The following is a 25709-nucleotide window of genomic DNA, read 5'->3' as shown; positions in this document are numbered from 1 at the left end:
GGAACCCGCGCGACGACGGCGCCGGGCGGACCGGCCGGAGCCGGCCGGCGGCCCCGTCCCCGACCTTGAGGAGAACTGCCTCGATGACCACTGAACCCGAGGACGACCTGTACGACCGGATCGTGACCCCGTACGACATCCGGGGCCTGTTCCGCGCCGAGGTCGACCCCGGCCTCGCCTACCGTGCCGGAGCCGCCTTCACCGAGCTGACCGGCGCGGGCACGGTCGCCGTGGCCCACGACGCGCGGGCGTCCTCGCCCTGCCTCGCCGACGCGTTCGGCCAGGGCGTCCTCGACCAGGGCGCCGACGTCGTCGACGCGGGCCTGGGCTCCACCGACTACCTGTCCTACGTCTCGGGCCGCCTGGACGTCCCCGGCGCCATGATCACGGCCGACCGGGCACCGGCCGCGTACAACGGGATCCGGCTGTGCCACGCGGGCGCCGTCGACGTCGACGAGGGCACCGGCATGGAACTGCTCCGCCGCCGCCTGCGCGGACCGCGCCCGCCGCTGGCCGACCGCCCCGGCTCGGTGCTGCCCGCCCGCCTGCTGCCCGACTACGCCGGGCACCTGCGCACGCTCGTCGACCTCGCGGACATCCGCCCGCTGAAGGTCGTCGTCGACGCCGGCCACGGGGCGGCGGCCCGCACCGCGCCGCTCGTCCTCGGTCACCCGTCGATCGAACTGGTCCCGCTGCATTTCGAGTTGACGGGTCCGTTCCCGCACTGGGCGCCGTACCTGGCCGACGTGGGCGCGCTGGGGGAGAAGGTGCGCGAGTCGGGGGCCGACGCCGGGCTGGCCTTCGACGGCGACGGGGACCGGATGGCCGCCGTCGACGAGCGCGGCGAGCCGGTGCCGCCCGCCACGGTGATCGCGCTGGTGGCCGGGCGGGAACTGGCCCGCCGGCCGGGCGCCGCGGTGGTCCACGACCTGCTGACCGGCACCTCCGCCATCGACGCCATCAAGGAGGCGGGCGGCATCCCGGTGCGCTCGCGCACCGGGCCGGCCGCCGTCAAGGCGCTGATGGCCGAACAGGACGCGGCGTTCGGCGGGGCGCACAGCGGCCACTACTACTTCCGTGACTTCTGGTACGCCGACACCGGCATGCTGGCCGCGCTGCACCTGCTGGCGGAACTCGGCGAGTCCGGCCTCGAGCTGTCGGAGCTGGCCGCCCGGCACGACCGGTACGCCTGCTCCGGGACGCTCGACGTCCGCGTGCCCGACCCGCTGGCCGCCCTGCAGCGCGTGGTGCGTCACTTCGCCGCCGAGGGCACGGCGCTCGACCACCTCGACGGGGTGACCGGCGAGCTGGCCGACGGCGCCTGGTTCAACGTGCGCGTACCGGGGACCGGCCCCGTCGTCCGGGTGAACGTGGAGGCGGGGACGGTCGCGGCGATGGAACGGCTGCGGGACCGGGTGGTGGAGGTGGTGGTCAGCGCCGGTCGGTGAGGGCGGCCTCCGGGGCGCGGGTGCGGGCCAGGCCGGCGGTGGTGAGCGCCATGTCGTAGGCCTTGAGCGCCTCGTCGGTGTTGCCGTGGTGGCGCCACAGGTCACCGATGTGGCGCCAGGTCTGCGCGGAGTCCTGGGAGGCCGGCAGCTGCCGCAACTGGCGTGCGGCCGACTGGAGGTGCTGGACGGCCTCTTCCGGGGCGCCGCGCAGCAGACAGATCTCGGCGAGGTACGTCCGGGCGAGCGCGGACAGCACCCGGGAGTCGGAGCCGAGCAGGCCGAGCGCCCGCTCCGCGTGGGCGGCGGCCGTGTCCCAGTGGCCGAGCTGCTTCTCCGCCTTGGCCAGGTTCAGCTCGCAGCGGGACAGCTCGCTGGCGCTGCCGACCTCGGCCAGCGTCTCCTGCGCGGACTCCAGCAGTTCCAGGGCCCGTTCGGGGCTGGGCGGGTCCAGCTGGAGGAGCATCGAGCCGTAGTTCATCCTGAGCATGGCCGCGTGGCGCGCGTTGTCGCCCTCGGCCATCATCGCCAGCGCCCGCTCGGTCAGGGCGATCGCCTCGCTCAGCCGCCCCTGGGAGCCCGCGACGAGTCCCGCGTTCCAGTAGACGGCGCCGCGCGCTCCGTGGGAGCCCTGAGTCTCGGCGGCGGGCAGCAGACGCTCCCCGAGGAGCTGGGCGCGGGTCAGGTCGCCGCGCATGTGGTAGGAGCCCATGAGGGTGACGCCGAGCTGGATGTGGTCCATCGTCGTCTCGAGGCCGAGTCCGTCGAGCTGGGCCACCGCCCGTTCACCGATGTCGATGCTGAGCGCGACGTCCCCGGCGTCGCGGTAGCAGCGGCACAGGGCGACGGCGATGCGGCACCATTCGTCGGAGCCGACGGCGATCGAGGGGTCGCGGTGCAGGCCGTCGAGGACGGAGAGTGCGGCTTCGAGGCGGCCGGTCTTCTCGAGCGCGGCGGCCTGGCCGATGAGAGCGCGCCGGATCATGGCACCGTCCAGGGTCGAGCGGTGGGAGAGGAGTTCACCGAAGGACTGCAGGGCCTCGCCGTTGTCCCCGTTGCGCAGCGCCATCTCCGCGAAGGCCAGCTTCAGCCGGTTCTCCTCGGCGCGGCGGTCGTCGACCCCGGTCAGCAGGTAGTCGGTCGAGGTGCCGAGCTTCTCCGCGATGGCGGCCAGCACCGCGGGTGACGGCACCCGCTTGCCGGACTCGATCAGGGAGATGTAACTCGTCGAGGCGTCGGCCGAGGCCAGGTCCTGCTGCTTCAGTCCGCGCCGTGTCCGAAGGGTCCTTATACGGCCCCCAAGGCCCTCTGCCTGTTCCACCTTGGCGTGATCCATGGGGACTCCTTCCGGAGTTTATGACTAGTTGTGTGACAACTCAAAGTTACCAGCGTGACTCTGTGAAGCCTAGGGGTGTGTGCCAAGTCTCCTTTACCCGAGGGGAGTAGGGAGATCGGCCGAATCGGCCAGTGGGCTTTGCCGTGCTATTACTTGACTAAAGAAGTGACTGATACTTGACTCAGCTTGTCAACTCACAGGAGAGCGTGACGATTGGGGGGCTCGACGATGAGGAACAGTCTGCTGGTACTCCTCCTGGTTCTGTGCGTGGGCGGAGGCGCGGTCCTCGGCTGGCGCATCGATTCCGCCGGAGCCGGCCGGCCGGTCCCGGTCAGCAAGGAGGCGTCGATCGGCGGAGCCTGCTGCTGACCGGCGTCCGGGGCGGCTCACCGGCGTCCCGGTGAGCCGCCCGGGGGGAACCGGGGCCCGGCCCCGGCGCACCGGACGCCCTGCCGGATCACTGGGCAGCAGGGGGGTGTTCCTCCGGGGCCGGCCGGCTGTGGAGGGGCAGCCCCTCGTCCGTCCGGGGGAAGTGGCAGGCGGCGCCGTCCGCCGCCGGGGGCGCGGGGAGGTCACGCTCGCACAGCAGACGGTGCTCCGCCGGGAGCCGGCGGTAGACCGGGCAGCTCCCCCGGTAGGCGCAGCCGGTGGACGTGTCGACGTCCTGCCAGGGGGTGAGCGGCCGGACCGGCCGGGGCCGCCGCGCGCGCGGCCCGAGGACGGGCACGGCGGACAGCAGCGCGCGTGTGTAAGGGTGCCGGGGACGGTCGAACACCGCGTCGACGGTGCCCGACTCCACGGTCCGGCCGCCGTACATGACCACGACCCGGTCCGCGAGCTGCCGCACCACCGCGAGGTCGTGCGACACGAGCAGACAGGCCGGACTTCCCGGCGCGGAGGTCAGGCGGCGCAGCAGGGCGATGATGCCGGCCTGCACGCAGACGTCGAGCGCCGAGACGGGCTCGTCCAGCAGGAGCAGTTCGGGACGGACGGCGAGGGCGCGGGCCAGGGCCACGCGCTGCACCTGGCCGCCGGAGAGCTGGTGCGGGAGCCGTCCGGCGGTCCGCGGGTCCAGCTCCACCTGGGCCAGCAACTCGGCCGTCCGGGAAGCCACGTGGGCCGCTGGCGCGCCCTGGGCCTCCAGCGGTTCGGCGATGATCCGGGCGATCGTCATCCGGGGGTCCAGGCTCGCCGCGGGGTCCTGGAGGACCATCTGCACCCGGCCGCGCAGGCGCCGCGCCCCGGACCGGGTGAGCCGGGCCGTGTCCTGTCCCAGGACCTCGATGCGGCCGGACTCCGGTGCGCAGAGGGCGATGATCCGGGCCAGCGTCGTCGACTTCCCGGCGCCGGACTCGCCGACCAGCGCGACGGTTTCGCCCCCGTGGACCTGGAGGTCGGCGTGGTGCACGGCACGGTGGGCGCCGTAGGTGGCCCCCAGGGCCGTGACCCGCAGGGCCGGCGCGTCCAGGGGCGGGTTGCCGCTCAGGGGCGAGGCCTGCACCGGGGTGCGGGGGCGGGGGCCGGGCGGGGGAGAGGTGGGGTAGAGGTCCGCCGCAGTGCGGGCGGCCGTGGCCCCGGGGTCCAGGCAGGCCACCAGGTGGCCGCCCGCCGCGGACGGCCGGGCGTGCACCGGCGGGCGGGGCACCGGGGCCTCCGCTCCCGCGGCCGGCGGCGCACCGGCGGGCACGAGTTCCAGCTCGGGCACGGTACTCGCGCACCCCGGGCCCGCCACCGGGCAGCGCGGGGCGAACCCGCACCCCTCGTTCCCTTCGCCCGGCGCCGGCGGCCTGCCCGGTATCTGGGTCAGGGCGTGGGCCGCGTCCAGGCGCGGGGCCGCGGCGAGCAGCCCCACCGTGTACGGCATCCGGGGGCCCGCGAACAGGGTGTCCGCCGGGGCGGTCTCCACCACCCGGCCCGCGTACATCACCGCCACCCGGTCGGCCGTGCCCGCGACCGCGCCGAGGTCGTGGCTGACGAGCAGCAGGGCCGCCCCGGTGGCCGCGCGCGCCTGCCGCAGGGCCGCGAGGATCTCGGCCTGCACGCTGACGTCGAGGGAACTGGTGGGTTCGTCGGCGACGATGACATCGGGGCGGCCCGCGACCGCCATCGCGATCATGGCGCGCTGGCGCAGACCGCCGGAGAGTTCGTGCGGGTAGGCGCGGCAGACCCGCTCCGGCTCGGGGACGCCCAGCTCGGTCAGCAGCTCGACCGCACGGCGCCGCGCCGAACGGCGGCCGGGGCGCGGCCGTTCGTGGATGCGCAGCACCTCGCCGATCTGGTCCCCGATGCGGTGCACCGGCGTGAACGCGGCCAGCGGGTCCTGGAACACCAGGGAGATCCGGTTGCCGCGCAGCCGCGCGAGGTCGCGTTCGGGAAGGCCGACCAGCTCGGTGCCGAGCAGCCGCACCGAGCCGCGCACCCGCGCCCCGCGCGGCAGCAGACCGAGTGCCGCGAGCGCCGTGAGGGACTTGCCCGCGCCCGACTCGCCGACCAGAGCGAGCACCTCGCCGCGGCGCAGCGTGAGGTCGACACCACGCACGGCGACGAGTCCGGGGCCGAACTCCACATACAGGTCCCGGAGTTCGAGGACCGGGCTCATGCCGGGACCCCGGCCCGGGCGGCCGACGGGTCGAGCGCCAGGCGCAGCGCGTCACCGACCAGGTTCACCGCGAGCACGAAGCAGAGCAGCATGCCGGTGGGGAAGAAGAACATCCACGGGTAGGTCAGCGCGGCCTCCGTGCTGTCCGCGATCAGCGTGCCCAGGGACACGTCGGGCGGCTGCACACCGAAACCGGCGTAGGACAGGCCCGCCTCGCTGACCACCGCACCGGCCGTCGAGACCGTCGCGTGGGTGATCAGGAACGACGTCATGTGCGGCAGGATGTGCCGGCGGACGATGACCGGGGGACGTACGCCCATGTGCCGGGCCGCCGTCACGTACGGGCGCTCACGCAGGGAGAGCGCCATCGCGCGGACCGCCCGCGCCGTGAGCATCCAGCCGAGCGCGGCCAGCGCCCCCGCGTAGGCCACCCAGCCCGCCGGGCGCAGCGCGGGCGCCACCACGACGAGCACCAGGAAGCCCGGCACCACGAGGAACACGTCCACCAGGAACGTCAGGGCCCGGTCGGTCCAGCCGCCGAAGTACCCGGCGCAGGTACCGACCAGGGCGGCGAACGCCGTACCCGCCAGCGCCACGAACAGGCCGATCAGCAGCGACTTCTGCAGACCCCGCGCGGTCTGCGCGAACACGTCCTGCCCGATCCGGTTGGTGCCGAACCAGTGGCTCGGATCCGGCGGCGCGCTGAGCGCCGCGTAGTCGACGTCGGTGGGGGACCAGGCGGACACGTACGGCCCGACGGCCGCGTACAGGCACAGCGACGCGATCAGGAAGAGGCCCACGAGCGCGGCCGGGGACCGCGTCAGGGCGCGGGTCACCGGCGTACCCGCGGGTCGAGCACCAGCACCAGCGCGTCGGCGAGCAGCCCCGCCAGGAGCACCGCCACGGCCGCGAACAGACAGACCGCGACGACCGAGTTGACGTCCCCCTCCTGAGCCGCGTCCAGGAACCAGCACCCCATGCCGGGCCAGCCGAAGATCTGCTCGGCGAAGACCGAACCGGTGAACAGGGCGAGGAAGCCGAAGGAGAAGAACGTCGTCATCGGCACGAGCGAGACCCGCAGACCGTGGCGGAGCAGCGCCCGGCCGGGCGTGAGGCCCTTGGCCTGCGCGGCCCGCAGATGGTCGGCGGCCAGCACGTCCAGGGTCGCGGCGCGCTGGTAGCGGCTGAAGGACGCGATCGTGCCGAGCGCCACCGTCGCGGTCGGCAGCACCAGGTGGGAGGCGTGGTCGGCGAGTTGCGACAGCCGGCCGCCCCTGCGGCCCGGTGTCGACTCGCCCGTGTAACGGATCACCGTGTGGCCGACGCCGTGGTTGAAGGAGAGCGCGCCGTCCTTGAGCAGCAGGGCGAGGACGAACGTGGGGACGGACAGGACCAGGAAGGAGAGGACCGTCAGCGCATGGTCCGGCAGGCGGCCCCTGCGCACGGCCGCCCACAGGCCCGCGAGCACGCCGAGGCCCGTCCCCACCACCGTGCCCGCCAGCAGCAGCCGCACCGAGACGCCGACCCGCCGCCCGAACTCCGCGTTCACCGAGCCCCCGTCGAGCGTACGCCCGAGGTCACCGTGGAGCGCCCGCCACGACCAGTGCCCGAACCGGACGACGACCGGAGTGCGGTCGTCGAGGCCGAGCGCGGCCAGCTCGTGGTCGACCGCCCAGGCGGGCGGCCGGGGGGTGCGGTTCTCGAAGTGGGCGCGCGGGCTGAGCGCCACCGAGGCGATCACGTACGACACGAGGACCGAGACGAGGAGGAGGGCGCCGCTGCGCGCGATGCGCGCGAGCGCACGGCCGGCCATGAGCCTCCTCGGTGGACGGGCGGCGGGCTGATTTGGTGAGCGCGTTACCCGTCGATGATAAATTCAACTGACCGAAATCGTAGGTCAGTTCGCATCCTTTGGTGATCTTTTGCATTGACCAGGAGGGCCCTGTGAGCCGATTACGTCGCGTCGGAGCAGTCTTCATCGGACTACTGGTGGCGGCGGTGCTCGTGGGGTGCAGCGGTCCGGGCGGCCCACCGGGCAGGGGACGGCCCGCCGCGGCGGCGACGTACGGTTCCCAGAGCATCGGCGCCGCGCCGGCCGCCCGGCTCCGCGACGGCGGGACGCTCACCCTCGGCATCTCCGCCTGGCCCACCCAGCTCAACTTCCACCAGGTCGACGGGGCCACCGACGGGGTGTGGCAGCTCGCGCAGCTGGTGGAACCCAGCCTCTTCCGGCGCGACGCCACCGGGGTCCCGCACCCCGACACCGACTACCTCCTGTCCGCGAAGGTCACCGACACGGCACCGCAGACCGTCCTCTACCAACTCAATCCCAAGGCCCGCTGGTCCGACGGGCGGCCCCTCACGGCGGCCGACTTCGCCGCCCAGTGGCGGGCCGTCGGCCGCGGTGACGACCGCTACCACGTCGCCGACCCCACCGGCTACGACCAGATCGCCTCGGTGGGCGAAGGCCCGGACGGCGCCCATGAGGTGAAGATCGTCTTCCGCACCCCCTACACCGACTGGCAGCGGTTGTTCACGCCGCTGTACCCGGCCTCCGCGATCACCACTCCCGCGCAGTTCAACCAGGGCTGGATCGGCCGGGTCCCGGTCACCGCGGGCCCGTTCACGATCGGCTCGCTCGACAGGACCACCGAGACCGCCACCGTCGTCCGCGACCCCCACTGGTGGGGCGCCCGGCCCCGGCTCGACAAGATCGTACTGCGCACCCTGCTGCCCGCCGCCGCCCTGCAGGCCTACCGCAACGGTGAGATCGACGCCGTCAACGCAGGCAGCACCGAGGACTACGCCCAGCTGAAGGGCGCCGAGGACAGCGTGATACGGACCGGCTCGGCCTGGGACGAGGTGCACATCGCCCTCAACGGTGCCGCCGGGCCGCTCGCGGACGTCGAGGTCAGGCATGCCGTCCAGCGGGCCGTCGACCGACAGGCACTGGCCGGCGTCGCCGCCCGGGGACTGCCCGTCGGCGTGCCCCTGCTCGGCAACCACATCTTCATGACCAACCAGCCCGGGTACGCCGACCACTCCGCCCCCTGGGGCTCCTACGACCTCGCCGAGGCGTGCCGCATCCTGGACCGGGCGGGCTGGAAACGGCACGGGGGCGGCGGACCGCGCACGAAGGACGGCAAGAAGCTGCGGCTCCGGTTCGTCATCAGCACCGCCACCAACCGCCTGGGCCTCGATCTCTCCCAGCTCGTCCAGTCGATGCTCGCCCGGGCGGGCGTCGAGGTCGACATCGTGAAGGTCCCCACCAACGACTACACCGCGAAGTACCTGGACCAGGGCAACTTCGACCTGGCCATCTTCCGCTTCGTCGGCCTCACCTACCCCAGCGGCGTCCTGTCGATCTACCAACAGCCGCGCGGGGCACAGTCGTTCCTCAACTACGGCAGGGTCGGTGACGCCACCGTCGACAGGCTGCTGCGCCAGGCCGCGGGCACCCTGGACAACAAGCGCGCCACCGCGCTGTACAACCAGGCGGACGCCGAGATCTGGCGCATCGGGCACGACATCGAGCTGTACCAGCGCCCGCAGGTGATGGCGGTCCGCACCGGGCTTGCGAACTACGGGGTCCCCGGACTCGGCGACATCGACTGGACGAAGGTCGGCTGGACGAAGGCGGAGACGAAGGCGAGGACCAGGAGGAGGCAGAAGACGGAGGAGGCGGAGCGGACGCGGTAGGCCGGGGGCGGGCGGTGCCGAAGACCGTGGAGCCGGATGTGCGGGTGCCCGGTGCGAGGCCGCCGTACGTGCGGGCGCCGGACGCGGCGGTGCGGGGTGCGGCGCGGCCGGACGCGCGGGGGCGGACACACCTGTCCGGTGGCGGGCGGACCGCCACCGGACAGGTGCCGCGAGCGGATCGGACCGCGGGCCCGCTCAGACCGCGGACCCGCTCAGCACCCGTTCGGGCCGGGGCGCGGCAGCCGCCCGCAGCGCGGCGAAGCCGAGCGCGGCCGAGGCGAGCGTGACGTGGTGGTGCCAGCCGCGGAAGGAGCGGCCCTCGAAGTCACCGAGGCCGAAGTCCTCGTGCAGCCGTTGCAGCCCCGCACCGGCCAGGGACCGCAGCTGGGCCAGCGGCAGCGCCTCGGCGAGCCGCCGGGCCGGCAGGTTCGTCAGCCAGTAGGCGCGCGGCTCGGGCCGCCCGAAGGGCCAGTCCGCGACCAGGTGCCGCGGGGTCGGCCGGTGCGCGGTCGCGGCCCGGCCGGCCACCGGCCGCGCGCACAGCAGCGCGGGCGTGGACAGGTACTGCGAGCGGTGCCTGCGCTCGGTCACCGGGTCCTGCCAGCTGACCGGCGTGCGCTCGGTGCGCCGGGCCACGTGCGCGGCGAGGTCGGCGACCGTGCCGCGCACCGCGGGCAGCGCCGAGTGCGGCCGCGGCATGGTGACGGCGGTGCGCGGCGACACCTGCACCAGGTAACCGAGGCCCCGCGCCTCCAGACCGCACAGCAGCGGATCGGTCTCGGACTCGTGGCGCCAGTCCGCGAGCACGGGACGCGGATCGAGCAGCCACTCCTCCGTCATCTCGTCGACCGCCTCCAGGACGTAGTGCCAGCGGGGCCGCGACTGCTCGTGGGCGGGCAGGTGCGCGGCTCGCCGTAACTCCTCGTCACGGTCCCAGTGGGGCGGGAGCAGCAGCCGCCAGTTCACCGGCAGGCCCCCGCCGGCGCCCACCAGGGACACCGCGCAGGCGAGCTGGCAGTTGACGGTGCGCTCCTGGGACGGCACGTACTGGCGGGCCACACCCACCGAACGGTCGCCGTTCTTGACGAAGACGACCTCGTCCACCGACCAGGCCTCGACCGGGAAAGCACCGGCGAGACGAAGCGCCGTCTGCCGCCGCACCGGCCCGCACTCCCACGGGCTCTGGTGCACGAACTGCTGGAGCTGCTGCACGGCGGGCCGCCCGAGCACGTGCTCGGAGATCCGGGTGGGCGTCTTGCGGCCCGGCACCGACAGCAGGCCCCGCAGATAGACCTCTCCCCAGCGCCGCTGGTCGGAGCGGGCCAGTTCACGGAACAGGTCGCCGCAGTAGGCCTGGAAGGACAGGGGCAGGGACGGGGAGAGGAGAGTCGGAGAGGACACAGTGCTCCCAGGACGGTGCGGAACATTCGGCTGGAACAGGGATTCAGTCATGGGCGCACGCGTCCCCGCCCTCGAGGAGGAAGGCATCGGTGGCGAGCAGGGCGTCGGCGACGTCGGGCAGGGCGCAGCCGACGATGACGAAGTCGACGTCGAGCCCGGCCTTGGTGCGCTGGAAGAGGAGTTCGTTGATGGCCGGCCGGCTCATCGCGGTGACCTCGCACAGGTGGAACTCCACGCGCTGCGGCTCGGCCGCCATCACCTCGGCCAGGATCCGCCGGAACTTCTCCAGCTCGGCGGTGTCGATGACGCCGGCGCAGCGCACGTGCGCGGTGTCGCCGTCGAACTCGGTCCGCATCCGCAGCCGCATCTGCGCGGGCTCCAGCTCGACGCGCACCCGCACCGGGGTGTCCCCGTGGGGCAGCCGGACGGTCAGCTCCTTGGCGTCGAAGTTGTGGTACGGGGCGCCGTCCACCCACACCCCGGTCAGCTCCACCGAACCGGCGGGCAGCAGGTCGGGAGCGACGCGCAGCACGCGGTCGGGCAGGTCGTCCGGGCGCGGACGGAAGTGCAGGGTGAGGGTGTCGTTGCTGATGAGCAGGCCGGTGTAGGCGGCGGCCAGGTAGCACAGCTCCAGGGAGTGGTAGCCGGCCATGGAGTGGCTGCCCTTGAGCCGTTCGGTGCCGAGCAGGTACGGGATGCCGTTGGCCTGCACGTTGAAGTACACGCCGCCGTCGTCGTAGTCGAGGAAGAACGCGTTGTGGAACGAGGCGGCCTCGCGGGCCAGGCGCAGGTGCTCGGGGTCGTTGGTGGTGCCGGCGAGGATCAGGTAGGCGAGGATCGCCTGTTCCTGCTGCCACCAGGCCTTGCGGTCGTGCCACACCATGCGGTGCATGCCGCTGTCCGGGTCGGCCTTGCGCTCCACCACGTCGTACCAGCCGCCGCGCAACTGGTCGCTGCCCACCGCCGGCATGATCTCGCCGATGCGTTCGGCGAGCGCCCCGTAGCCGTCCTTGTCGATCAGGGACTTGATACGGGTCAGGTTCCAGGCGATCTTCAGGTTGTGGCCGACGACGGCCCGGTCCTGCTGCCAGCCCCAGGTGCGGTCGGGCGACCAGTCGGCGTGGAACCGCTCCTGCACGAACGGGCTGTCCGGTTCGTCGGGGAAGCGCTCGACGATGGTGTCCGCGGTCTCCTCCAGCAGCGCCGCGAAGTCCTGGCGCCCGGTGGCCAGGTAGGCGTTGATGAGGTACGCGGGGGCGTGGTCGCCGACCGAGTTCCAGTTCTTGCGCGACCGGTTGGGGCCGAGCGCGTCGGCGTGCGGGTCGAGCGTGATCGGGTCGATGTGCGAGAAGAACCCGCCGTGCTCCGGGTCCCTGAAGAACCGCTCGAACAGGTTCACCGTGCCGTCGATGTCCTCCAGGATCCGCGGGTCACCGGTGATCCGGTACGTCTGGGTGGGGCCGGCGAGCGCGTAGATCTGCTCGTACATCGGGATGGCGTCGACGTCGTCGCCGAACTCCGAGGCGTACACCTTGCGCTGGCCGGTCGGGGTGACGTCGATGCCGTGGTACCAGTAGACGAACCCGTCCTGCTCGTCGGTGACCCGCATGTGCTCGCGCAGGTACTCCGTGCCCGACTCGGCCGCGTCCAGGAAGCGGTCCTCGCCGGTCAGCAGGTAGGCGGTGGCCAGACCGTACACGAGCCGCGAGATGGTGTCGGTCTCCTGGCGCACGTCCGTGCCGTCGAAGTCCGGCAGGTGCGTGCCGTGCAGGGTCAGGTGCGTGCGGAAGTTGCGCCAGTCGTACTTGCCGTCGGGGAAGTGACCGCGCAGGTAGAAGTCGGCGACGGCGGTTGCCTGCTGGACCCACCAGGAGGGGTGCTCGAAGACGTAGGCGCCGCGGTGCTCCTCGGGGAAGGTGATCTCCTTCGCCTCGAACCGCTCGCCGTCCTCCCACTCGTAGCAGATGCCGTACGCGAACAGGTAGCGGCCTTCGGCGAGCATGTCCACGGTGGCGTCGGTGGTGTCGCGGTAGTCGTCGCCGAGGTTGCGCACGATGCGCGAGGCGACGTTGCGGGGCAGGTGCACGGTGAATTCACGGTCGTCCGAGGTGCGCAGACCGAAGCGGCGACCGGTGGGGCTGAAGTAGGTGACGTAACCGGCGAGCGTGTCGGAGAACGTGCGGCGACGTGCTGCGGATCCACTCATCGGGGGTTGTCCTTCGCGTCAGACAGGGCCGCCAGCAGCACGACGCTGCGGCCGTGGGCGTGGAAGGTGTGGTCGTCGTGCGGCTCCTCTTGGCCGGCCGGAAGGAGGTCGCGCGGGCCCGCCTGGGCGGTGTCCAGGATGCGGTGCCAGCGGTGGCCGCGGATGTGCGGCAGCTCGAAGTCGAGGCCCAGGTGGTACATGTTGAGGATCAGGTGGAGGTCGGGATCGCCGTCGAACCCGCCGAGCGTGCAGGCCAGGACGCGGGCGTTGGTGTCCTCCCAGCCGGGCTGCTCCAGGCGCGTGCCGTGCCAGGTGACGTCCGGCAGCTGCCGTGAGTTGAGGTGCCCGGTGTAGAAGTGGGGTGCACGGAAGGTGCGGAAGCGGCGCCGCAGCCCGATCAGGCGCCGGACGAACTCGAAGGTCTCCTCCTCCTTGTCGGCCTGGTCCCAGTCCAGCCAGGACGTCGGGTTGTCCTGGCAGTACGCGTTGTTGTTGCCGTTCTGGCTGTTGCGGAACTCGTCACCCGCCAGCAGCATCGGCACGCCCCTGCTGAGCATCAGCACCGACAGCAGGTTCTTGATCTGCCGAACGCGCAGGCGCTCCACCTCCGGGTCGTCGCTGGGGCCCTCGGCCCCGCAGTTCCAGCTGAAGTTCTCGGCCGCCCCGTCGGTGTCGGCCTCGCCGTTGGCGTAGTTGTGCTTGTGGTCGTAGCTCACCAGGTCGTTGAGGGTGAAGCCGTCGTGGCAGGTGACGAAGTTGATGCTGTTGGTCGGCAGTTCCTTCTGCGGACCGAACAGGTCCTCGGAGCCGCCGAGCCGCTTGGCGAGGTCACCGACCACCCCGGCGTCCCCGCGCACGAAGCGCCTCACGTCGTCACGGAACGGACCGTTCCACTGGGCCCAGCGCTTGCCGGGGAAGCGGCCCACCTGGTAGAGGCCGCCGCCGTCCCACGGCTCGGCGATGATCTTCGTCTCGGCGAGCACCTTGGACAGTTCGATCGCCCACAGGACCGGCGGCACCGGCATCTCGTAGCCCTGGTCGCCGCGCGACAGCTCGGAGGCCAGGTCGAAGCGGAAGCCGTCGACGTGGTGCTCGGTGACCCAGTACTCCAGGGACTCGACGATGAACTTGGCGACGAAGGGGTGGTTGGCGTTGACCGCGTTGCCGCAGCCGGTGAAGTCCATGTAGTGGCTGCGGTCCTGCGGCCACAGGTGGTAGTACGCCTCGTTGGCCTGGCCGCGGAAGCTGATGGTCGGACCGAACTCGTTGCCCTCGCTGGTGTGGTTGAAGACGACGTCGAGGATCACCTCGATGCCGGCCCCGTGCAGCGCCTTGACCATGTCCCGGAACTCCGCGATGTGCGTGTTCAGATGGGGCGAGGTGCAGTAGCCGGTGTGCGGCGCGAAGAAGCCGTACGGGTCGTAGCCCCAGTAGTTGTGCAGCGGGGTCCCGTCCGGACCGTTGCGCAGGACGTGCGTCTCGTCGAAGTCGAAGACGGGCAGCAGTTCGACGGCGGTGACGCCGAGCCGCTTGAGGTGCGGGATCTTCTCGATCACCGCGGAGAACGTCCCCGGGCTCGCCGCCCGCGACGTGGGCGACGCCGTCAGACCGCGCACGTGCATCTCGTAGATGACCGTGTCCTCCATCGGCGTGCGCAGCGGCTGGTCACCCTCCCAGTCGTAGTCGTCCAGGTCGACGACGAGGCTGCGCATGCACGTCTCGACGTTGTCCTGCAGCCCGATCGCCAGCGTGCGGTTCCAGCGGGAGTTGATGTTGGCGCGGGCGTAGGGGTCGAGCAGCACCTTGCGGTGGTCGAAGCGGGTGCCCGACCGCTTGGGGTCGCGCGGTCCGTCCATCCGGTACGCGTAGACCTGTCCGGCACCGATGCCGGCGACGTGACAGTGCCAGAAGTGGAAGCTGCGGTGCTTGTCGGGGTGGAGGTGGATGGTCCGCGAGGGCCGCGGGTCGTCGCACTTGTCGAAGAGCAGCAGGTCGACACGGGTGGCGTGCTCCGAGAAGACGGAGAAGTTGACTCCGCCGTCGACGACGGTGGAACCCAGAGGCTGGGGGCGTCCCGCCGAGATCTGCGGCGTCTCGGTCATGGTGGTCTCCGGTTTCGCGTCAAAGGGGGGCGTGCACGTGCCGTGGTGACGAGGGGCCGAGGTGCGGGGGCCGGGGTGTTCAGGCCGGGGCGTGCAGCGGGACGGACTCGTCCGCGCTGAGCCCGGAGAACAGGTCCTCCCAGTCGCCGGGAGGGCTGCCCGCGCCGTTGCGCATCTCGAAGGTCAGCCCCTTGGCGGACGGGCAGTACAGGGCCTGGACGCAGGCCTCGGCCACGTCCTGGAGGGCGACGTAGCCGTCCCTGCGGTCGCCCTGCTCCAGGTGGACGCGGCCGTCGTCGGCCAGTTCGGTCCGGTCGGTCAGCCAGCCCGGGCGGATGATCGTGTAGTCGAGGCCGGAGGCGCGGACGGCGTTCTCACCGGCCAGCCGCCAGTCGAGCATGCGCCCGTAGGCGTTCATCGGATGTTCGGGACGGGTCACGTGCCGCTGGCTGACGAGGACGAACTGCGCGCGCCCGAGGGCGCTGTGGCGCTGGAGCGCGTCCAGGGTGTTGAGCACCCCCGCGTGCAGGGTGCTTCGCGGACTGTCGGGGCCCGCGGGGTCGGTGCCGGGTTCCACGGTGTAGACGACGGCCGAGCAGCCGTCCAGCGGGGCGGACAGGGACTCGGGGTCGCGGACGTCACCGAGGAAGAACTGCGCGCGGGGCGGCAGATGGCGGCGGGCGCGCTGTGTGCTGCGGCCGATGACGCGGACGGACTCACCACGGTCGAGGAGCTTGCGGGTGACGATCCGTCCGACCCGGCCGGTGCCGCCGATCACGGCGATGGCAGTGTTCACTGGAACCTCTCCTCAAGAGGTGCAGGGGGCGGGTCACACCCACTGCAGGATGTCGTCCGAGCTGGTGAGCTGGGTGCCGCTGGGCACGCCGGAGACGGCCGGCACGCGCAGCCGCGGATAGACGCTGACGCCCGAGAGCCGCGTCCCCGACCACAGCTGGGCGCCGTCGCCGACGGCCGACAGGGCTTCGAGCCGTACCGGGGCGCGGGCGTCGGAGCGCACCTGCACCATCGGGCCCACGTAGGAGTCGCTGATGTGCGCGTACGCTCCGATGACGGCGGAGTCGCCGAGCACACTGCCCTCCACCTGGGCGCCCTCGTGCAGGTCGACGCCGTCACCCACGTCCGTGGCCCGCAGCCGCACGCCCGCGCCGATCTCCACGTGCCGGCCGATGCGGACGCCGGGACCGATGACGACGCTGCCCTCGGCGATCTTCTGGGCGAGGGTGGTCCCGGTGATGTGGTCCTTGGCGCGCAGGCTGCTCTCGTGGATCCAGTACCGCGGGTCCGCGCTGAGCGGGGTGCCGAGGGCCCGGTCCATCTGCGGGTACAGGCCGCTGAGCGCGTCGCCGAGCGTGCCCAGGTAGTCGTGGATGTTGCCGAGGTCGCCCAGGCGTGCGATGGGTTCGACGGCCACCGGGTGACCGAGGCCGACGAGGCGGGGGAGCAGGTCGTTGCCCCAGTCGAGGCGCTGCTGGGCGAGGCGGATGAGTTCGGGGGTGCGCGCGGCGAGCCGCAGCCGGGCGCAGTCGATCAGGTACATCCCGGCGTTGGTGGCCAGGGTGCGCGGCCCCTGCGGCTGGGTGATCTCGGGGAACTCCCGCTCGATGACGGGCAGTCGGGGCTTCTCCAGGAAGCCGCACACCAGGCCCGCCGCGGTGGTGCGCATGACACCGTACTTTCCGGCGATCTCCTCGGGGGTACGGGAGACGGCGGCCACGGTGACCACCGCGCCGGTGTCCCGCTGGGCGGCGAGCAGCCTGTCCAGCGAGAACTCGAACAGCGAGTCGACGGGCAGGACCAGTGCGGTGCCCGTCAGGTTCCACTGCTCCAGGTTGTGCAGGGTGGCCGCGCCCGATCCCACGTTGTACGGGTCGAAGCGGGCCCGTGAGTAGTCGATCTCCACTCCGTAGCGCTCGCCGTGGCCGAGCACGAGTTTGATCTGGCTGCGGTTCTCCACCCCCTGCGCCACTACATGGAAACGGCGTATGCCCTGGTCACGGCAGGCCTCGACGATCCATTCGATGAGCGGCCTGCCGGCGAACGGAATGAGCGCCTTGCTGCGGATGTAGTCGGCGGACTGCAGGGTGATGGGCTTCGCCCGCTCGCCCCGCCCGCCGGCCAGGATGATGCCGACTGTGCTGTCGTCCCCCATCGCCTGTCCCGCCCTCCGAGCCGACTTGTCGATGTGAGAGATTCAACAGCGTGTGTCATATCAAGTCAAGTGAGCTGTCAATTACGCAGGTTGGGCTGGGTGAGGACGGGGTGAGGGCCCGTCAGGAGAAGAGGGCCGAGGGGGGCGGGCAGGTGGGCACAGCCGGCGGCCGGAACCCGCGTCGGGAGGGGGGTGCGACCGGCTGTGCGCCGGCGCAGGGAGGGGTGGAGCGGCCGGCCGCGCGTCAGCGGGCCGGACGGACCTTCGGCAGCGCCAGGGTCTCGGCCTTGGCCCGCATGTCCGCGGCGCGGCGCACCCGCAGGGCGCTCAACAGCTCCGCCGCGCGGATCCAGTTGGCCCGCGCCCGCTCGTGCTGCCCGCGCTCCAGCTGGGCCGAGGCGAGGTGGTCCAGGACGTCGGCCCGGTTGTAGTCGTCGTGGAGGTCCGCGAACAGCCCGAGCGCCCTCTCGTACCCCTCGATCGCGGCGTCGAGACGGCCCAGTCCCTGCCGGGCGAAGCCGATCGCGTCCCACGCGCCGGCCTCGAACAGGAGGTTCCCGGTCTCCCGCAGCAGCGGGAGCGCCTGCTCGCAGGTGGCGATGGCCTCCTCGTAGGCACCGGTGTGGGCCAGCACCCAGCCGACATTGCTGAGCGTGCTCGCGACCCCGTCCCTCCGCCCGGCCGCGCGGTACAGCTCCAGCGCCCTGCGCGGATGCTCCAGGGCTTCGGCGAACCGGCCCTGCCGGATGCGGAAGAACCCGATCTCGCACTCGATGCGGGCCCGGAACTCGGCGGGCAGCGCGTCCAGTTCGCCGAGGATCACGTCGATCGACTCGTCGACCTCCACGGTGTGCCCGGTCTCCAGCAGCGCCCGCGTCAGGTTGGAGCGGCTGCGCACGGTGGCGACCGGGTCGCCGAGCGCCAGACCCGCCTCGAGCCCGACCCGCGCGGCGGCGGTCTCCTCGGCCCAGCGCCCCATGATCACGTTGTAGCCGATCCACTCGCGCGCGCAGTCGCCGCGCAGCCGCAGCAGCCGCGGGTCCTCCAGGAACCGCACGGCGGGTCCCGCGGCCGGTTCCTCCTGCTGGTACCAGTCCAGCGCGTCCTCACGGCTGTCGATCGCGACGTGCGCGACGCCCTCCGCCGGCGGGTACGCCGGCTCGGGCTCCAGTTGCGACACGTGGCGGTTGGCGGTGTGGGCGTGGTGGCGGAGGTAGTCGAGCAGGCGCGCCTGGGCGCCGAGGTGGTCGTCCTGCTGCTCGTCGGCCAGTTCGCGGCCGTAGGCCCGTACCAGGTCGTGCAGGACGTAACGGCCCTCGGCGTCGCGGGAGAGCAGACTGGCCGCGGTCAGCTCCCGCAGGTGCCGCCGGGCCACCGGCATCTCCACGGCCGCGAGCGAGGCAGCGGCGGCGGCGGTCACCGACGGCCCGGGGTGCAGGGACAGGTGACGGAAGAACCGGGCCGCCCCGGGCGTGAGCGCCTGGTAGGACCAGGAGAAGACGGCGCGGACGTCGGCCCGCCGGTCGTCGGCGGTGAAGGCGTCCAGGCGCGGCCTGGCCTCCCGCAGCTCGCGCGCCGCCCGCCGCAGCCCCATCCGGGGCACCGCGCTGAGCTGGGCGCCGACCACGGCGACCGCGAGCGGCAGGAACCCGCACAGCTCCACCAGCTCGGCCGCGGCCTCCGGCTCCGCCCGGCACCGTTCGGGGCCGATCCTGGCCGCGAGCGCCGCGAGTGCCTCCTGCGGCGTCCACACGTCCAGGGTGATCACGCCTGCCCCCTCGGCGGCGACCAGCCCCGAGAGCTGATTGCGGGAGGTGACGATGGTCAGGCAGCCCGAGGACGCGGGCAGCAGCGGTCTGACCTGCTCGGCGTCCCTGGCGTTGTCCAGGACGGCGATCAGCCTCCGCGACGCGGTCTTCTCCCGGAACAGAGCACTGCGCTGCCCGGTGCCGGAGGGGATGTCACCGCTGGGAACCCCGAGCGCGCGCAGGAATCCGCCCAACGCCTCGCCGGGGTCCACAGGCCGCTGTGCCGCCTCGAATCCGCGCAGGTCCACATAGAGCTGACCGTCCGGGAAGCGGTCGGCGACCTGATGCGCCCAGTGCACCGCGAGCGCCGTCTTGCCCACACCGGCCATGCCGCCCACCGCGCAGACGAGGACGCGGCCGCCCTGCGCCGTGACGCGGTTGGTGATGCCGTGGGCCGCCGTCAGTGCCGCCTCACGACTGCGGAACACCCCGAGGTCGGGAGGAAGCTGCCTCGGGACCGCCACGGGCTCCGAGCGGCGGCTGACCGCCTGGCGCAGCCGGCGCCGCCCGTCCTCGTCCAGTTCGAGCGCGTCCATCAGTTCGTTCAGCGTCGACTGCCGGGGCAGGCTGTGGCCGCGCTCGATGTCGCTGATGGCCCGGACGCTCACCCCGGAGGCCTCGGCGAGACCTTCCAGCGTCAGCAGGGACCGCTGCCGCGCCTCGCGCAGCAGCCGGCCGAACGTCCTCTTGTCCATCTCCACCCCGCTGTGCCCTGGCCGGCGTCCAGTGCGCGAGCTGTGCCTGTGTCCCGGAAAGCCCCGAACGTAACAGTTCTGGATTGAACACTCAAACGCCCGGTCGGATGACGACCGGGCGACATCGGGCGACGGCGGTGCGAGGAAGCCGGTGGGCATCCGGCGCGGTCCCGCCGCTGTGACCGGTGCGCGAGTTCCGGCAGGTCACCGCCCCGGCGGATGGGAAGACGGGGCGAGGGTGCCAGGAGACTCACGCGGTGGCCCCCTCGACGGACCCCGGGGCACCGTCCCGGCGCCGCGCGCCGTGGGACCGGCGGTACGCCGGATGCGGGGCGGGGGGCTGCGCGGCCGGCGCGGGGTTCCCGGCGCGGCGGAGGGCCGGCCGACGGCGGAAAAAGCGAAGGCAAGGAGGAAGCCACTCCTTGCCACTCTCAACGTATAGCGCACCGGGGGGCTTGCGGCAAGGCCCCGCCCGTGCCGCACAATCGGCGGCCGAAAGCCGGAACCTGCGGGAACGGGAGTCGCCAAGTGCGGGTGTTGCTGACGGCATGGGGGTCACGCGGAGATGTCGAACCACTGGCGGGACTGGCGAGGGAACTGAGCGGACTCGGCGCGGGTGTGACGGTGTGCGCGCCGCCCGACGAGGAGTTCGCGGCGCTGCTGGCCCGTACGGGCGTGCCGCTGGTGCCGCTCGGCCCGGCGGTGCGCCCGGTGGTCTCGGGACCCAGGCCGCCGACGGCGCGGGACGCCTTCCGGCTCGCCCCCGACCTGGTCGCCGCGCGGTTCCGCACGCTCGCCGAGGCGGCGCGCGAATGCGACGCGCTGCTGGCGGCCGGGCTGCTGCCGGCCGGCGCGCGGGACGTGGCCGAGAAGCGCGGCATCCCCTACGTGTACGCGTGCTTCCACGTCTTCGGGCTGCCCTCGCCGCACTTCCGCCCCGGTGCGCGTCCAGGCACGCCGTCCTCGCCGCACGAGAGCGACCACCGGAAACTGTGGGAGCAGGACGCCCAGCGGGTGGACGCGCTGTACGGCCGGGCGCTCGGAGGGGGCCGGGCCGCGATCGGCCTGCCCCCGGTGGACAACGTCCGCGACCACGTCTTCGGCGACCGGCCGTGGCTGGCGGCGGACCCGCTGCTGTGCCCGTCGCAGGGCATGACGGACCTCGCCCTGGAGCAGACCGGCGCATGGTTCCTGCCCGACGAACGCCCGCTGCCACCAGAGCTGGAGAGGTTCCTGGACGCCGGTGAACCGCCGGTGTACGTGGGCTTCGGCAGCATGGCCGCGCACGCCCCCGAGGGCATCGCCCGGGTGGCCGCCGAGGCGAGCCGCGCGCACGGCCGCCGCCTGGTCCTCGCCCGGGGATGGGCCGGCCTCGCCCCGGTCGACGACGGTGGTGACTGCTTCGTCGTCGGCGAGGTCAACCAGCAGGCGCTGTTCCGCCGGGTGGCCGCCGTCGTGCACCACGGCGGCGCGGGCACCACGACGGCCGCGGCCCGCGCAGGGGCACCGCAGGTGGTGGTCCCGCGGATCGCGGACCAGCCGTACTGGGCGGAGCGGGTGGCCGAACTGGGCATCGGCGCGGCCCACTACGGCCGGACGCCCACCGCCGCCTCCCTGGCCGCCGCGCTCGGCACGGCCCTGACGCCCGCCACCCGGACGCGGGCCGGCGCCGTGGCCGGCACCATCTGCACCGACGGGGCGGCGGTGGCGGCGCGCCTGCTGCTCGACGCGGCCGCCGGGCGGGGCCCGCGGTGAGCGCTGAGTGGTGAACAGCGAGCGGTGACCGCGTGGCCCCGGTGACCGACGCTGCGGTGACCGCGGGGCCGGGTGACCGACGCTGCGGTGGCCGCGGGGCCGGGTGACCGGCGCCGGCCGCGCGGCCCCGGTGACCCGCGCCGGCCGCCCGCAGCCGGCTTCCGCTGTCAGCCGCCCGCAGTCAGCCTCCCGCCACGCACCGTCTGCCCCCCCCCGCGCGCTGACCGCCGCCCCCTCCCGCGTCGCCCGAGACGAGGGGCTGCCCCCGCCGCGCCGGCCGCGACGGGCTGCCCGCCGTCGGTCCTTCCGGCCGTCAGTCCTCCTCCCGCCTGTGCCCTTCCCACGCCTCCTCGCGCAGGTCCGCGCTCAGCAGCACGTCCGCAGCGGTGCAGGCGAGTGCGCCGGTCACGGCGAGGAGCACGTCTCGGGCGCGCGGGGAGGCGGCGGCCGCGGCGAACTCGGGGGTGTGGTCCGACCCGTCGTCCGTGATCGCGACGAACGGGTGGATGGCGGGCACCCGTGTGCTGACGTTGCCGATGTCCGACGAGCCCAGCTGGACACCCGGGACGGGCGGGGTCAGCGTGATGCCGGCACGGGCCAGGTGCCCGGCGAACCGGCCGGACAGGACGCCGCTGTCCCGGAAGTGCTCGTAGCGGGGCGTGGCACGCACCATCTCCGCCTTGGTCCCCGTGGCCAGGGCGACCCCCTCGGCGCAGTCGCGCAGCCGGCCCGTCAGGTCCTCCAGCGCGCCGGTCGTGGCCGCGCGCAGACCGAACCGGCCCTCCGCGTACTCCGGCACGATGTTGGTGGCCGTGCCCCCGTGCGTGATGATGCCCTGGACGTGGGAGGCGGGCGGCAGGCGCCGGCCCAGCCCGGCCAGGACGTTGAACAGCTCGATCAGCGCCGCGAGCGCGTCGACGCCCTCGGTCGGGTTGCCGGTGGGGTGCGCGGCGCGCCCGTGGAAGGCCACCCGGTACTGCACCTGCGCCGTCAGCGGCGCCCGCGACCAGTTGTACACGCCGGGGTGGAACATCAGCGCGGCGTCGACACCGTCGAACACCCCGGCCTCCGTCTCCGTGACCTTGCCACCGCCGCCCTCCTCGGCCGGGGTGCCCACCGCCATCACGCACCCCGCCGAACCGCCGAGCACCGCGTCGACCGCGAGCGCCGCACCCAGTCCGGCGGCGGCGATGAGGTTGTGTCCGCAGGCGTGACCGAGGCCGGGCAGGGCGTCGTACTCCAGCAGCAGGGCCACGGCCGGGCGCCCCTGACCGGAACGGGCCGTGAACGCGGTGGGCAGCCCCGCCGTGCCGCGCTCCACCGCGAAACCGGCCTCCTCCAGCCGGGCCGTGAGCAGGGCCGCGGCCCGCTGCTCGGCGAAGGCGTTCTCCGGGTCGGCGTGCAGCGCGCGGGCGGTCTCCCACAGCAGCTCCGCCCGCTCGGCGACCGCCGCGCGCAGCCGGTCGTGGACGGCGTGGGACCCGTCACGGACGGCACCGGTCCCGTCGTGGACGGCGCCGAGCCCGTCGCGGGTGTCGACGCCGGCACGGTCGGACGCACGCGCCACCTGGCCTCCTCGTGCGGGGGTGCGGACGTCACCGCAGGTGGGGCCCCGCCGTCCGCGCCTGCGCGTGCCACCGGCCGGCACACCCGCACCGCGTGGCGGAGACCGGGTGCCACCTTCCGGCGCGGCGACACCCGTGGGTTCCGGCCGGCCCGTGGGTTTCGATCGTGGCAGCGGTGCAACACGACCGGTGTTCCCGCACGGCGGCGGACTCGGTGTTTCTCCGTACGTCGGACTCGGTGTCTCCCGTACGTCGGCGGACGCGGAGGCGCCCGCACGGCGGCGCGGGAGCGCGAACCGCAACCGGCTGGGAGGAACGATGGATCACTCACGGGTGCCCGTGCTGCAGGCGCTGGAGGAGTTCCGGCGCCGTGGAGACGTGGTCTTCGGCCCACCGGGGCACAAGCAGGGCCGCGGAGCGGACCCGCGGGTGGCGGAGATCGTCGGGCTCGACGTGTTCCGCTCCGACGTCCTGTCGCTCAACGGCCTCGACGACCGCCGGCAGTCCCAGGGCGTGCTCAGTCAGGCGCAGGACCTGATGGCCGACGCGGTCGGCGCCGAGCAGACGTTCTTCTCCACGTGCGGCAGTTCCCTGTCGGTGAAGACAGCCATGCTGGCGGTGGCCGGGCCGGGGGAGAAGCTGCTGCTGTCCCGCAACGCGCACAAGTCCGTGATCGCGGCCGTCGTCGTCAACGGGGTCGAACCGATCTGGGTGCACCCGAAGTTCGACGCGGAACGGCACCTCGCGCACCCGCCGGAGCCCGACGACGTGCGCCGCCGCCTCGAGGAACACCCGGACGCCAAGGGCATGTTGCTGATCACGCCCACCGAGTGGGGCACCTGCGCGGACATCGCGGGCGTGGCCCGGGTGTGCCACGAGTTCGGTGTCCCGCTGATCGTGGACGAGGCGTGGGGCGCCCATCTGCCGTTCCACCCGGAGCTGCCGTCCTGGGGCATGGACGCCGAGGCCGACCTGGTGGTCACCAGCGTGCACAAGATGGGCGGTGCGATCGAGCAGAGTTCCGTCTTCCACCTCCAGGGCGACCGGGTGTCGCCGGAGGTGCTCAAGCAGCGCGAGGACCTGCTGGGCACCACCAGTGCCTCGTCCCTGGTCTATGCCACCCTGGACGGCTGGCGCCGCCAGATGGCCGAACAGGGGCATGCTCTCCTGGAGGCCGCGCAGCACCGGGCGGAACGCGTCCGGGCGGCGGTCGGTGACCTGCCCGGCCTGCGGCCGATGGGCCGGGAGGTCGTCAAGGAAGGCTGCGCGGCCGACCTGGACCCGCTCAAGCTCGTCATCGACGTACGGGAACTCGGCATCACCGGCATGCAGGCCGCCGAGTGGCTGCGCGCCCACTGCCACGTGGACGTCGGCGGTTCCGACAGCTGCCGGATCAGCGCCTCGATCACGCACGCCGACGACGACGAGACCGAGAAGGTGCTGCTGGACGCCCTGAGCGCGCTCACCCGGGGCGCCGAGTCCATCGAGAAGCAGCCGCCGGTCCGCCTGCCCCACCCCCCGGCCCTCGAACTGGAGCAGGCGCTGCTGCCGCGTGAGGCGTTCTTCGCCCCGGTGGAGCACGTCCCCGCCGAGCGTGCCGCGGGACGCGTCTCCGCGGAGACGATCAGCCCGTACCCGCCGGGGGTGCCGGTCGTGGCCCCGGGTGAGGTCATCACCGACGAGGTGCTGGACTACCTGCGCAGCGGTGTCGAACACGGCGTCCTGATCCCGGACGTGGCCGACCCCTCGGTCCGCACGCTGCGCGTGGTGGCGCGGGACTGAGGACGAGGAAGCGTCGGCGGGTCCCGGCGGTGCCCGCCGAGGCGACCCGGCGGATCACAGAGGGCGGGCGGCGCGGGAGCGGTCCGGTGCCACCGGGTGCAGGGCCGCGTGCTCCAGCGGCGCGGACGGGTCGGTCGACACGTCCAGCGGCGCCGGCCGGGCTCCCGCCCGTACGAGGAGGTCACCGACGGCGGCGATCATCGCGCCGTTGTCGGTGCACAGCTTCAGGGGCGGCACCCGCAGCGTGACACCGGCGGCCCGGCAGCGTTCCTCGGCCAGCGACCGCACCCGCGAGTTCGCGGCGACCCCGCCGACCCCGACCAGCGTGCCCACACCGTGCTCGGTGCACGCCGCCACCGCCTTGCGCGTCAGGACGTCGGCCACAGCCTCCTGGAGCGAGGCGGCCCCGTCGGGCACGGGCAGTTCGCGCCCGGCGTGCCCTTCGGCCCAGCGGGCCGCCGCCGTCTTCAGTCCCGAGAAGGAGAAGTCGTACGAGCCGGGCAGCGGGCGGGGAAGGGGGACAGCGCGCGGATCCCCCGCGCGCGCTGCCCGGTCGATGGCCGGACCGCCCGGATACGGCAGCCCGAGAACGCGCGCGACCTTGTCGAAGCACTCGCCCGCGGCGTCGTCGAGGGTGTCGCCCAGATGCCTGATCGGGTCGCGGGCCAGGTCACGGACGAGCAGGAGCGAGGTGTGGCCGCCGGAGACGATCAGCACCACGCAGGGGTCGGGCAGCGGGCCGTGCGCGAGAGTGTCCGCGGCGACGTGACCGGCCAGATGGTGAACGCCGTACAGCGGCAGGCCCAGCGCGTAGGCGAGACTCTTCGCGCCCGCGAGGCCCACCTGAAGGGCGCCGGAGAGGCCGGGGCCGGTGGTGACGGCCACGGCGCCGAGGTCGGCGAGCCCCAGCCCCGCCTGCTCCAGTGCCCGCCGGATCACCGGTCGCAGGGCGTGGACATGGGCGCGGGCGGCGATCTCCGGGACGACACCGCCGTAGCGGGCGTGCTCGTCCATGCTCGACGCCACCGCGTGGCCCAGCAGCCGCCCGTCCCGGACGAGGCCCGCGCCGGTCTCGTCGCAGGACGACTCGATGCCCAGCACGATCGGTGAACCCATCCCCGTCCTTCCCCGCTCTCCCCGGCCCTC

17 protein-coding genes and 1 riboswitch are annotated in these 25709 nt (G+C 73.3%); of the genes, 5 read left to right on the top strand and 12 right to left on the bottom strand.

Features of this window, described 5'->3' with window-relative positions; translation table 11 throughout:
• Window positions 1-83 precede the first annotated feature (83 nt).
• Window positions 84-1448, top strand: coding sequence for a phosphohexomutase domain-containing protein (locus AC6I72_RS03135; RefSeq protein WP_497999268.1), 1365 nt, complete (start codon window positions 84-86; stop codon window positions 1446-1448).
• Here AC6I72_RS03135 and AC6I72_RS03130 read toward each other — a convergent pair.
• Window positions 1432-2781, bottom strand: coding sequence for a helix-turn-helix domain-containing protein (locus AC6I72_RS03130; RefSeq protein WP_497999266.1), 1350 nt, complete (start codon window positions 2779-2781; stop codon window positions 1432-1434). The genes AC6I72_RS03135 and AC6I72_RS03130 overlap by 17 nt on opposite strands.
• Window positions 2782-3009: 228 nt before the next feature.
• On the opposite strand from AC6I72_RS03130, the gene AC6I72_RS03125 reads away from it, so the two are divergent.
• Window positions 3010-3150: a hypothetical protein gene (locus AC6I72_RS03125; RefSeq protein WP_497999264.1), complete on the top strand. Its 141-nt coding sequence runs from the start codon at window positions 3010-3012 to the stop codon at window positions 3148-3150.
• An 88-nt stretch (window positions 3151-3238) separates the two neighbouring features.
• Here the strand turns inward: AC6I72_RS03125 and AC6I72_RS03120 are convergent, their stop codons facing one another.
• The 3 genes from AC6I72_RS03120 to AC6I72_RS03110 are packed head-to-tail and all read right to left on the bottom strand — an operon-like array spanning window position 3239 to window position 7193.
• Window positions 3239-5380 (bottom strand): dipeptide ABC transporter ATP-binding protein, encoded by a 2142-nt coding sequence (locus tag AC6I72_RS03120; protein ID WP_497999262.1) that lies wholly within the window; start codon window positions 5378-5380, stop codon window positions 3239-3241.
• Entirely contained in the window at window positions 5377-6216 is an 840-nt protein-coding gene (locus AC6I72_RS03115; RefSeq protein ID WP_497999260.1) for an ABC transporter permease, read from the bottom strand. The genes AC6I72_RS03120 and AC6I72_RS03115 overlap by 4 nt, the downstream gene beginning before the upstream one ends.
• Window positions 6213-7193: an ABC transporter permease gene (locus tag AC6I72_RS03110; RefSeq protein ID WP_497999258.1), complete on the bottom strand. Its 981-nt coding sequence runs from the start codon at window positions 7191-7193 to the stop codon at window positions 6213-6215. Before AC6I72_RS03110 ends, AC6I72_RS03115 begins: the two co-directional genes overlap by 4 nt.
• 131 nt (window positions 7194-7324) lie before the next feature.
• On the opposite strand from AC6I72_RS03110, the gene AC6I72_RS03105 reads away from it, so the two are divergent.
• Entirely contained in the window at window positions 7325-9079 is a 1755-nt protein-coding gene (locus AC6I72_RS03105; RefSeq protein WP_497999257.1) for an ABC transporter family substrate-binding protein, read from the top strand.
• 195 nt (window positions 9080-9274) lie between these two features.
• Here AC6I72_RS03105 and AC6I72_RS03100 read toward each other — a convergent pair whose 3' ends face one another.
• The 6 genes from AC6I72_RS03100 to AC6I72_RS03075 form a co-directional block, all read right to left on the bottom strand.
• Window positions 9275-10480 carry an IS701 family transposase gene (locus AC6I72_RS03100; protein WP_497999255.1) on the bottom strand — a complete coding sequence of 402 codons (1206 nt, stop codon included), beginning with the start codon at window positions 10478-10480 and terminating at the stop codon, window positions 9275-9277.
• A gap of 43 nt (window positions 10481-10523) precedes the next feature.
• On the bottom strand, window positions 10524-12686 hold the full coding sequence (locus AC6I72_RS03095; RefSeq protein ID WP_497999253.1) for an AGE family epimerase/isomerase: 2163 nt from the start codon (window positions 12684-12686) through the stop codon (window positions 10524-10526).
• The gene (glgX, locus tag AC6I72_RS03090) at window positions 12683-14788 is read right to left on the bottom strand and encodes a glycogen debranching protein GlgX (protein ID WP_497999252.1); all 2106 of its coding nucleotides are present in this window, start codon (window positions 14786-14788) and stop codon (window positions 12683-12685) included. Before glgX ends, AC6I72_RS03095 begins: the two co-directional genes overlap by 4 nt.
• 79 nt (window positions 14789-14867) lie before the next feature.
• On the bottom strand, window positions 14868-15584 hold the full coding sequence (locus tag AC6I72_RS03085; protein WP_497999250.1) for an SDR family oxidoreductase: 717 nt from the start codon (window positions 15582-15584) through the stop codon (window positions 14868-14870).
• Window positions 15585-15617: 33 nt separating this feature from the next.
• Window positions 15618-16958 (bottom strand): nucleotidyltransferase family protein, encoded by a 1341-nt coding sequence (locus AC6I72_RS03080; protein WP_037859256.1) that lies wholly within the window; start codon window positions 16956-16958, stop codon window positions 15618-15620.
• A gap of 244 nt (window positions 16959-17202) precedes the next feature.
• Window positions 17203-19461, bottom strand: coding sequence for an ATP-binding protein (locus tag AC6I72_RS03075; RefSeq protein WP_497999248.1), 2259 nt, complete (start codon window positions 19459-19461; stop codon window positions 17203-17205).
• Between the two features lie 142 nt (window positions 19462-19603).
• Window positions 19604-19712: riboswitch (cobalamin riboswitch) on the top strand.
• Window positions 19713-19989: 277 nt separating this feature from the next.
• Here AC6I72_RS03075 and AC6I72_RS03070 point away from each other — a divergent pair.
• Window positions 19990-21216 (top strand): glycosyltransferase, encoded by a 1227-nt coding sequence (locus AC6I72_RS03070; RefSeq protein ID WP_497999246.1) that lies wholly within the window; start codon window positions 19990-19992, stop codon window positions 21214-21216.
• Window positions 21217-21529: 313 nt separating this feature from the next.
• On the opposite strand, the gene AC6I72_RS03065 is transcribed toward AC6I72_RS03070, so the two are convergent.
• Window positions 21530-22675 (bottom strand): amidohydrolase, encoded by a 1146-nt coding sequence (locus AC6I72_RS03065; RefSeq protein WP_498004576.1) that lies wholly within the window; start codon window positions 22673-22675, stop codon window positions 21530-21532.
• A gap of 424 nt (window positions 22676-23099) precedes the next feature.
• Here AC6I72_RS03065 and AC6I72_RS03060 point away from each other — a divergent pair, with 424 nt between their 5' ends.
• Entirely contained in the window at window positions 23100-24563 is a 1464-nt protein-coding gene (locus AC6I72_RS03060; RefSeq protein WP_497999244.1) for an aminotransferase class I/II-fold pyridoxal phosphate-dependent enzyme, read from the top strand.
• Between the two features lie 54 nt (window positions 24564-24617).
• Here the strand turns inward: AC6I72_RS03060 and tsaD are convergent, their stop codons facing one another.
• Entirely contained in the window at window positions 24618-25679 is a 1062-nt protein-coding gene (tsaD, locus tag AC6I72_RS03055) for a tRNA (adenosine(37)-N6)-threonylcarbamoyltransferase complex transferase subunit TsaD (protein WP_497999242.1), read from the bottom strand.
• Window positions 25680-25709 lie beyond the last annotated feature (30 nt).

Source organism: Streptomyces sp. Xyl84, assembly GCF_059731885.1.
This window is presented reverse-complemented; position numbering and strand designations above follow the sequence as displayed.

What these genes read in the sequence shown, in the direction of transcription:
- AC6I72_RS03135 (WP_497999268.1), top strand. Translation starts at nt 84, where the DNA reads ATGACCACTGAACCCGAGGACGACCTGTACGACCGGATCGTGACCCCG.
- AC6I72_RS03130 (WP_497999266.1), bottom strand. Translation starts at nt 2,781, where the DNA reads ATGGATCACGCCAAGGTGGAACAGGCAGAGGGCCTTGGGGGCCGTATA.
- AC6I72_RS03125 (WP_497999264.1), top strand. Translation starts at nt 3,010, where the DNA reads ATGAGGAACAGTCTGCTGGTACTCCTCCTGGTTCTGTGCGTGGGCGGA.
- AC6I72_RS03120 (WP_497999262.1), bottom strand. Translation starts at nt 5,380, where the DNA reads ATGAGCCCGGTCCTCGAACTCCGGGACCTGTATGTGGAGTTCGGCCCC.
- AC6I72_RS03110 (WP_497999258.1), bottom strand. Translation starts at nt 7,193, where the DNA reads ATGGCCGGCCGTGCGCTCGCGCGCATCGCGCGCAGCGGCGCCCTCCTC.
- AC6I72_RS03095 (WP_497999253.1), bottom strand. Translation starts at nt 12,686, where the DNA reads ATGAGTGGATCCGCAGCACGTCGCCGCACGTTCTCCGACACGCTCGCC.
- glgX (WP_497999252.1), bottom strand. Translation starts at nt 14,788, where the DNA reads ATGACCGAGACGCCGCAGATCTCGGCGGGACGCCCCCAGCCTCTGGGT.
- AC6I72_RS03080 (WP_037859256.1), bottom strand. Translation starts at nt 16,958, where the DNA reads ATGGGGGACGACAGCACAGTCGGCATCATCCTGGCCGGCGGGCGGGGC.
- AC6I72_RS03075 (WP_497999248.1), bottom strand. Translation starts at nt 19,461, where the DNA reads ATGGACAAGAGGACGTTCGGCCGGCTGCTGCGCGAGGCGCGGCAGCGG.
- AC6I72_RS03060 (WP_497999244.1), top strand. Translation starts at nt 23,100, where the DNA reads ATGGATCACTCACGGGTGCCCGTGCTGCAGGCGCTGGAGGAGTTCCGG.
- tsaD (WP_497999242.1), bottom strand. Translation starts at nt 25,679, where the DNA reads ATGGGTTCACCGATCGTGCTGGGCATCGAGTCGTCCTGCGACGAGACC.